Raw genomic sequence first — 8730 nt, forward strand, 5'->3', positions numbered from 1 at the left:
GATAATATTCGAAATGGATGCCTCATGTAAAGGAACCCTCGAAAACTCCTTCTTAGCAGCATTTATTAATGATCTTTGTTTTTCGTTTGTTAAATTAAAAAAGGTTTGCTTTGGCATTGACGAACTCCTTTTTTGAAATGATAACATGTCATAATATAATTTAGAAATATGATAATCTTCCTATATTTATTTGTCAATATTCATTGTGACAATGTGTCATTTTATTTATTGACGCTCAAAAATAGATTATTTATAATTTATTCTGAAAGTGCTGCTCTATACAGAGTTAAATAAGGAAAGCAAAAGAAGGGAGAGTGTGATGGGCGGACAAAATAAGGAATTGGAGATCACGAAACTGCACTCTTTAAATGATTCATCCATTAAGGGAGGAAAAATGAATGAGCACTAAAAAATTGCTCTTATTGAACATAATTATTCTGCTTATATTAGTGGGTGGTGGTGTCGGAGGATATGCCTACTATAATGGAGCAGTAAATTATTTATCGACGGATAATGCCCAAATAGCAGGACAACAAGTAACGATTGCGGCTCCGGCCAATGGTAAATTGACAAATTGGGAAGGCAAACTCGGTGATCACTTTTCAAAGGATTCTAAAGTTGGAACCATTACAACAACGGATGCAGATGGTAAACCTATAGACATGAAGGTGACAATGCCAACAGACGGAACGATTGTTCAGAATAGTGGAGTTCAAAATTCATTTGTGGCTGCAGGAACACCATTAGCGAAAGAATATGATTTTAATAACCTTTGGGTTACAGCAAATATTGAGGAAACTAAAATTGATGAAGTGACAATCGGTCAGGATGTCGATATCTATGTGGATGCTTTTCCAAATAACACGTTAAAAGGAAAAGTACAGCAAATCGGTTTAGCGACGGCTGGAACATTTTCTTTGCTACCAAGTTCGAATAATACAGGGAACTACACCAAAGTGACTCAAGTGATTCCGGTAAAAATTTCTATTGATGATAATAAAGGTGTAGCCATCGTTCCCGGTATGAACGTAACAGTACGGATTCATAAGTAGGTGATAACATGTTAATTTATATCACTGTTTATGTTGTCTTAGGCCTTTTGCTACTACTTTTAATAAATTTTTATATCATCAATAAAAAGAAGTCGCGTAGAGCACAAACAGAAAAGATGAATGAAGAGGTAATTGAGAAGGCTGCTTTCCCTGAGACTAATGATGAGGAGATTAAGCAAAATATACCTCAGATTGAAATCAAGGACATAAAGGCTGAGGATATTTCCTCGCAGGAAGTGTTGAAAGATTCCGCTAACATCGAAGTAGAATTGGAATATGCCCAGGAGGATGTTCAGCCGGAAGAAAGCATGAAAAAGCAGAAAGAACCATCTTCTTCGGATACTGGAAAAGAATCAGGAACCGGAAAAATTCTTGTGGCTTTAATGCTTGGTGCGTTTGTTGCCATTCTTAATCAAACACTACTGAATGTGGCCATTCCGCATATTATGAATGATTTAGGAATTTCAGCCAATACCGTACAATGGCTCTCCACAGGATATATGTTAGTAAACGGAATTGCGATTCCTATAACGGCCTTTTTAATAGAGAAGTTTGGAACAAGAAAACTGTTCATTAGCGCCATTTTTTTATTTACATTGGGTTCGGTAGTATGTTCAGTGTCAGCAAACTTTAGTATGCTCATGATCGGAAGGGTCATTCAGGCTTGCGGTGCCGGTATTATTATGCCCCTGTTAATGACTGTATTTTTTGCATTATTCCCTCCGGAAAAACGCGGCAAGGCTATGGGGATTATGGGGATTGTCATGATATTTGCTCCTGCGATTGGTCCCACATTATCCGGGTGGCTCATTGGCCATTTTTCATGGCGGTTATTGTTCGATATTGTTATCCCAATCGGTGTACTTGATTTAATTCTTAGCTTCATGTGGATGAAGGACGTTACTAAAGTAACAAATCCTAAATTTGATTTCTCAGGATTTTTATTTTCAACCCTAGGTTTTGGGTTCTTGTTATACGGATTCAGTGAAGCGGGTAATGATGGCTGGTCCAGTAAAACAGTGGTTATTTCCTTAATCATAGGAATTATTTCTTTAATCTGTTTTGTTTGGCGCGAACTGACGGCAGAAAAGCCAATGCTTGATTTACGGGTCTTTAAATATGATATTTTCGCCTTAACAACGGTTATCAGTATGATTGTTAACATGGCTATGTTTGGCGCCATGATCTTACTTCCGATTTATTTGCAAAACATTCGAGGGTATACAGCATTACAATCAGGTCTGTTGATGCTTCCGGGTGCCATCGTGATGGGCATTATGTCACCTATCTCAGGAGCCCTTTTTGATAAAATCGGCGCAAGGTGGCTAGCCGTCACTGGTTTAGCAATTACTGTACTTACCACATGGGGATTTACCAGTCTGAGTATGACGACCAGTTATGGCCATATTCTGTTTCTATACGTGATGCGAATGTTTGGAATGTCCTTTATCATGATGACCGTCATGACAGAAGGATTGAATCAGCTACCACGTCATCTTGGCGCTCATGGGACGGCTGCCTCTAATACAGCAAGGCAAGTCGCTGGAAGTATAGGGACCGCCTTCCTAGTTACAGTCATGACGACAAGACAAGGGTTCCATTATAGTGAGTATGGGGATGCAATCTCAAGTTCCAATTCTTTTATAACCAGTAGTTTATCGCAGCTAGCTCAAGGTCTGTCAGCTTTCACGAACCTGCCGGTTTCAACAGGAAAAGAGCTTTCAACTTATTTAATTTACGGCCAAACCATGCAGCAAGCTACGATTGATGGGATTAATGATGCCTTTATTGTTGCAACCGGAATCGCATTTGTAGCATTAGTGCTATCGTTCTTTATCAAACGGTCCCGGGTAAATCAACAGTAAAAAGTAGTAAGTTAAATGGGAAATTTAGTTGTCCGGCTTTAATAATGTTGGGCTATCGTCTTTGAAAGAAGGGGTAGGAATGATTAATTTAGGGCTCTTGATTATTCGATTGGCTGTGGGAATGACGTTCGTGGGGCATGGATGCCAAAAATTATTCGGCTGGTTTGGCGGTCCTGGGGTAGTCAAGTTTGGTGAATTTTTAGGGTCGATTGGAATCAAGACTGGCGGCAAGACATGGGCGATTTTAGCAGGAATATTTGAATTGGCCGGCGGACTGCTGTTTTCAGCGGGACTGCTCACCTGGCTAGGTGCAATCCTTATCATTATAGTTATGATTGATGCCATCTTCACCGTCCATGGCAAAAATGGCTTTTGGCTGACTGAAGGCGGATATGAATATAACTTTATTTTGATCGCTGTAGTCCTTGGAGTTGCGCTCATTGGACCGGGGGATTATGTATTAATTTATAAGGCATAGTTCGAGGGGAGTTCTGCTAGTTTTTTAATGGCCTTCATCACATGATGAAGGCCATTCCCTTGCTCCTGCTCAGATTTTTCATAAAAATCGAACTTCATATTATTACATATAGTATAAGTGCCTGTTACTACCTACATTCTGTCGAATTCTTCGACATTTTCAGGAGCGTGACAGCATGGCCATAATCGTCTTGGCTAGCACGGCTCTTTACTACTTCATGCATGGGAAAAAAAAGAAGCCACTGCAGAAGTCAGGCAGGATGCGGTTTAAAGGTGACCGACACAGCAGGATGATGCAAAAGAACCCGCCCCCAATGCATCAAGGGGGTGGGCACCGTTTCTCAGCAACTCGCTCTAATATGAGTTTGGAACAAACCTACATTGACCTGTCATTGTTTTGATGGGAGATATATTTTTTAGGTATCGCATCATTATACGGCATTTTGCTATGACCGTAGCTGCGATGAATCATCATATATAGTAAACCAGCAGCGACAACTACGATTCCCGAAACGAGCACGATATAGTTATCATACCAAGCTGCATCTGGCGTTCTTGGCCAGCACATGTTAATCATTGCAATTATTCCATAGACAAGAGCACCAATATTGATAGGCAGTCCCCACTTGCCCAATTGGTACTTGCCACTTGGCTTCCATCCTTTTAATCTAGCTCGAATTGCAGCAAGGACAACCATTTGGAATCCAATATAAATTCCAAGCGACGCAAAACTGATGATCTTTGTGAGCGCGTCTGTAGATACCTTTGATCCAAGAACAATAATAGCTGGAACAAAAGCTGCAAGAAGCAGCGAATAAGGTGGAATGTGACGAGCAGGTGAAAACTTTTTTAAGTATCGGCTTCCTACAATCATGTCATCACGCCCATAAGAATAGGCAAGTCTGCTGGCAGCCGCCTGTAAACTTATTGCACATGAAAGGAAAGAAATCAATACAATGCCCATTACGATCTTTGCACCAACATTACCAAATGCATTAGTTAATATCGTATCAACTGGCGTAACATCTTTACCAGCGATAACTGCCGGAATATCAGCAATGGAAAGTACTAAAGCAAGGCTAACAAAAACTGCGGCAGCACCACCAATGTAAATCGTCCTGCGCATTGCCTTTGGGATCAGAGCACCTGGATTGGGTACTTCTTCCGCAACATCACCACAAGCTTCGAACCCAAAATATAGAAAAATTCCGATTAGTCCAGCTCCAGCAAATGCATAAAAGTAGCTATGGCCGCCTTGGGCACCAAAGGAATCAAAGAGCACATCAAGACTGTGATGCCTTTGAGTAAAAAGCAGCCAAAAACCAACTGCAAGCGCGCCAATAATCTCAGCAGTAAAACCAATTATTGCTGCTGCTGCGAGAACCTTTGTGCCTAGGAAATTGATGATTGTCGATAGTGCAAGAATGACTATTGCGCAAAGAATGGTTGAGTCCACTGATACTTCGAAACCCAAAACCTCTGCCAGAAAAGGTCCAGCTCCATATACAACACTGGCAATCGTAACAAACAAAGCTATTAAGTAAACCCAGCCAGTCATCCACGCATACTTTCGTCCCCATAATCTACGGGCCCAAGGATAAACTCCTCCTGCAACAGGGAATTGTGCAACAATCTCACTAAAGACAAGTGCGACTAGTAATTGTCCAAGACCACAGATGATAAGACTCCAAATCATTGGTGGGCCGCCTTGAGCAAGTGTGTATGCAAATAATGTGTACACACCTACTACAGGAGAAAGATAGGTGAACCCAAGCGAAAAGTTTGCCCATGGACTCATGTCGCGACGAAATTCAGATTCATATCCAAGCGATGCCAGATGGGCAGCATCACTATCGTGAAGTTCTGATGCAGACCCGTCCATTTTTTTGTTAGGATGTTCTTGCATGTTTTTAAGCCCCCTTAAAATAGAAAATAGTTACATTTTCTTACATGCAAATATCGTGCCGATATATAGAATAATTAGAATATTCGGAAAAAAGCTGAAGTGGAAACTTCACTATTAATCTTAAATTATGACATTCTGTATTCAACTATGTAATAACTTTGCTATGGGGGAGATAGGGGAATAGATGCTATTTATTCTTTTCTGCATAAGTTATTCATAACTTCATAAGAACCTGGCTCTTTTTAAAATTGGAATTCTAGGAAATGAGTATTCAAATAAAAAGAAATAGAAAAAATATTGCTTTGGAATTAACCGATGTTATCTTCGGGCATAGGTCTATACGAGAATATGAAGACAGGGAAGTAAGTCAAGAACTGTTGGATCAATCTTAGATGCGGGCATCCGTGCCTCTTCTAGCGGAAATATGCAGACGTATTCGATTATCGTCACAAAAGACAAAGAGCTAAAGAAAAAATTGTACACCGCACATATGGAGCAATCGATGGTAGTGGATGCACCTATTCTATTAACATTTTGTGCCGATTTTAATAGAATGCGAAAATGGCTTGCGCTTAATGATGCACCAGTGCATTTCGATAACTTCATGAGCTTAATGATTGGTGCCATTGATGCCACATTGGCCGCACAGAACTGTGCTTTAGCAGCAGAGAATGCCGGGTTGGGCATTTGCTATATGGGATCAACGCTTGCAAATTGCGATCAAATTGGTGAGCTGCTAAACCTGCCGCCCAATGTCGTACCCGTTGTTGGTTATTCATTAGGGTACCCCGCAGAAAACCCTGCTCCGCGCGATCGTTTGCCTAGGCATGGACTTGTTCACTATGAACAATATAACGATTATTCAGATGAAGACATTCTCGAAATCTACAAAGATAGAAATGAAAAGGGTTGGAACCGGTACATGGCCAATCCTAAGCTTAAGGAAATGACCGAACGACTTGGATTGAAAAACCTCGCCCAAATCTACACCATTGCCAAGTACACGAAGGAATCTCACCTCGAGTATTCGCAAACAGTGCTGAAATACTTGGAGAAGCAGAACTTTATGGATAATGAGTGATGTTTCCCAACTTGGATAAAGGGAAAAATAATATTTGAAGTGCTAAAAGCCTTAAGTGCTAATCTTCAACATATTAAAAAAAATAAATGAGCAGGTTTATGGCCTGCCCATTTTCCTGTTTATAAGTGAAAATACTAATCTACTCTAATAGAAAACTCAATACTTCAGGTAGGGCAGCATGGGACGTCTCTATATGATTAAGGTTATGGAATTTTCTTAAGGCGGCCCCCGGAATTTTTTTCGCTAGGTACTCTGCATGCGAGATAGGCACGGATTTGTTAGCGTCGCTGTGCCAAAACTGCACAGTAGTACGAATATCTTCGAAGTTAACATTCCATGGCTTTCCGAACCCGCGGTAATCGTCTATCATCCCATACGGGGTTTTCGTGCTTTCAACGATCATTTGGATGAAAGCATCAGGAATCTTTGCTGGTACTTGTTCATTCGACTGGGCCAATAAATCTTTAATAAACCTAACAGGGTCTGCCTGGGCTTTCTTAGTAAAGGAAATGATGTCTTTAGAATCTCCCCTGGCATCTGTAAGGAAAGCTTTTTCCTCATCGCTAATATTTTCGAATAAATTAGGCAGGTAAACAGGTCCAACTCCTGCAGAGATGGCCGCTTTTGTGACACGGTGGGGAAGGCGTTGACAGCAGGCAAGGACAAAGGGAGTCCCTCCAGAACCGCCAAAAATAGCGAAATGTGCCAATCCGATGCTATCTGCAAAGAATGCTGTATCCTCCACGACGTTATCTATGGTTCGACCTGGTTGAGGGTCAGAAAGACCATAACCGGATCTCTCCAACACAAATATCCTGAAGGGCTTTGCCGATATATTTTGTGCTATCTGCTCCAACCGACTGAAGGTTCCTAAAATTCGAGCCCCGGGTGTTCCGTGCATCGCAATAATGGGAAACCCGTCTTGCTGCCCGTACTCTGCATATCCTAAGATTCTCCCATCAGGCAGCTTCATTGTATTTTCAATCATAATCCAGCCCCTTTCCTGAATTTATTGTCTTTCCCCTTACTTATAAGAAGGGATTCCTCTAACAAAAATATTATGATGCAGTAAAAATAGACCATTTTCATGATGAGCGGATCCAGTAATAAGGTCTTGAAGCCAATTAAAATGTACAAAAAAAGGATAGATAGAGCATTTATCCTGCTCCACTATCCTTTTTATTACTAATATTAAAATGTGACCCATTAAACCGAGGATCACTTCTTAATAAATATTAAACTCCCATTTTCCCTTGAATGACGACCTGTTCCGATGCCTGCTTTTGCTTCTTATTTACAAGATAGATACTGGCCACGATCAGGACGATTCCTAAGAATAAAAGTTTCGTAAAGGGTTCATTTAATAATACAGTTCCGATGATAACTGCGAGCATTGGAACCAAGAATGTAAATGTTGCCACAACACTGGCATCTCCTGTTTTCACAAGTATAACGTAGAGAATCCATGATAACGCAATCCCTAGAATCGTACCAAAGGAAAGACCCCATTTAAACGTATCATTCCAAACAATACTGGACCAATTCTCAGACGAAAGTCCGGCTATCATCAGAACACATCCCCCAATTAAACACTGGAATGCCACCATCCAAAGAGAATCAACCGAGTGAGAATTTTTTTTGGTGTACACTGTACCTAATGCCCAGGAAAGCGCGGATAATATGCCGAGTATAATACCTAAAATAGAAACATGGCCGGAAAATCCTTCTGCGCTTACAGAAATGACTCCAAGAAACCCTAGAATAAGTCCCAATACCTTAGGGAGGGTCATCGATTCGCCTAACCATAGCCATGCAAGCAGACCTACTAAAATAGGTTGAAAATAGACAATGACTGAGAATAAGCCTGATGGTACTAATTTAAGCCCCATAGTCTGCAGCCCATAGAACAAAGCAATATTTAAAGTGCCGGTGACGACATATATTTTCCAATTCTTTCGCCATTGGATCCGGTCACGTGTTTTCCAAATGACAGCACCTAGGAGTACACCGCCAAACAAACACCTCATCCCTGCAAAAAGCAAAGGAGGTGTATACACTAATGCAACTTTATAAATTGGCCAAGAAACACTCCAAATTATAATTAAGCCTGCCATCATTAAAAACCATTTTAATTTCATTAGATCTCTTCTCCCTCAGTTTAATAGAACTAACTGCTGGCTCATAGACCTTTGATGTATATAGCCTATCTCTATTTCTTATAAAAACCAACTTTAATAGAATACGCCCCTATGTAAAATATTTCAATTAAGAAACTTGGATAAAAATCTGGAAGGTGTTTACGCCCATAGAAAAAACGCTTGAATCTTTTTTGATTCAAGCGTTTTTTCT

The 8730-nt window shown here is 40.5% G+C and carries 8 protein-coding genes and 1 pseudogene; 5 read left to right on the forward strand and 4 right to left on the reverse strand.

The genetic code is table 11. The features are described 5' to 3' along the window. A pseudogene (locus V7659_RS18320) lies at positions 1–117 on the reverse strand (TetR/AcrR family transcriptional regulator); the annotation flags it as partial. 281 nt (positions 118–398) lie between these two features. Here V7659_RS18320 and V7659_RS18325 point away from each other — a divergent pair. From V7659_RS18325 to V7659_RS18340, 4 genes are all read left to right on the forward strand, one after another. Then, positions 399–1052, forward strand: a complete 654-nt coding sequence (locus tag V7659_RS18325) for an HlyD family secretion protein (protein WP_335541219.1) — start codon at positions 399–401, stop codon at positions 1050–1052. Positions 1053–1360: 308 nt separating this feature from the next. Next, entirely contained in the window at positions 1361–2917 is a 1557-nt protein-coding gene (locus V7659_RS18330) for a DHA2 family efflux MFS transporter permease subunit (protein WP_420491361.1), read from the forward strand. A gap of 79 nt (positions 2918–2996) precedes the next feature. Beyond that, the gene (locus tag V7659_RS18335) at positions 2997–3395 is read left to right on the forward strand and encodes a DoxX family protein (RefSeq protein WP_335541223.1); all 399 of its coding nucleotides are present in this window, start codon (positions 2997–2999) and stop codon (positions 3393–3395) included. A gap of 175 nt (positions 3396–3570) precedes the next feature. Further along, positions 3571–3795: a hypothetical protein gene (locus V7659_RS18340; RefSeq protein WP_335541225.1), complete on the forward strand. Its 225-nt coding sequence runs from the start codon at positions 3571–3573 to the stop codon at positions 3793–3795. Here the strand turns inward: V7659_RS18340 and V7659_RS18345 are convergent. After that, positions 3771–5300, reverse strand: a complete 1530-nt coding sequence (locus tag V7659_RS18345; RefSeq protein ID WP_335541227.1) for an APC family permease — start codon at positions 5298–5300, stop codon at positions 3771–3773. The two genes, V7659_RS18340 and V7659_RS18345, sit on opposite strands and share 25 nt — an antisense overlap. Positions 5301–5724: 424 nt before the next feature. On the opposite strand from V7659_RS18345, the gene V7659_RS18350 reads away from it, so the two are divergent. Beyond that, entirely contained in the window at positions 5725–6381 is a 657-nt protein-coding gene (locus tag V7659_RS18350) for a nitroreductase family protein (RefSeq protein WP_335541229.1), read from the forward strand. A 139-nt stretch (positions 6382–6520) separates the two neighbouring features. Here the strand turns inward: V7659_RS18350 and V7659_RS18355 are convergent, their stop codons facing one another. Then, a complete protein-coding gene (locus V7659_RS18355) occupies positions 6521–7369 on the reverse strand; it encodes an alpha/beta fold hydrolase (RefSeq protein ID WP_335541231.1) in 849 nt (282 codons plus the stop codon). Positions 7370–7616: 247 nt separating this feature from the next. Beyond that, on the reverse strand, positions 7617–8519 hold the full coding sequence (locus tag V7659_RS18360) for a DMT family transporter (RefSeq protein ID WP_335541232.1): 903 nt from the start codon (positions 8517–8519) through the stop codon (positions 7617–7619). Between the last annotated feature and the right edge of the window lie 211 nt (positions 8520–8730).

This window comes from Neobacillus drentensis (assembly GCF_036966985.1).
In the GTDB taxonomy this organism is placed as follows: Bacteria; Bacillota; Bacilli; order Bacillales; family Cytobacillaceae; genus Neobacillus; species Neobacillus drentensis_E.

Excerpts from the sequence above, each read along its gene's own strand:
- V7659_RS18325 (WP_335541219.1), top strand. The coding sequence starts at position 399 with ATGAGCACTAAAAAATTGCTCTTATTGAACATAATTATTCTGCTTATA.
- V7659_RS18330 (WP_420491361.1), top strand. The coding sequence starts at position 1,361 with ATGAAAAAGCAGAAAGAACCATCTTCTTCGGATACTGGAAAAGAATCA.
- V7659_RS18335 (WP_335541223.1), top strand. The coding sequence starts at position 2,997 with ATGATTAATTTAGGGCTCTTGATTATTCGATTGGCTGTGGGAATGACG.
- V7659_RS18340 (WP_335541225.1), top strand. The coding sequence starts at position 3,571 with ATGGCCATAATCGTCTTGGCTAGCACGGCTCTTTACTACTTCATGCAT.
- V7659_RS18345 (WP_335541227.1), bottom strand. The coding sequence starts at position 5,300 with ATGCAAGAACATCCTAACAAAAAAATGGACGGGTCTGCATCAGAACTT.
- V7659_RS18350 (WP_335541229.1), top strand. The coding sequence starts at position 5,725 with ATGCAGACGTATTCGATTATCGTCACAAAAGACAAAGAGCTAAAGAAA.
- V7659_RS18355 (WP_335541231.1), bottom strand. The coding sequence starts at position 7,369 with ATGATTGAAAATACAATGAAGCTGCCTGATGGGAGAATCTTAGGATAT.
- V7659_RS18360 (WP_335541232.1), bottom strand. The coding sequence starts at position 8,519 with ATGAAATTAAAATGGTTTTTAATGATGGCAGGCTTAATTATAATTTGG.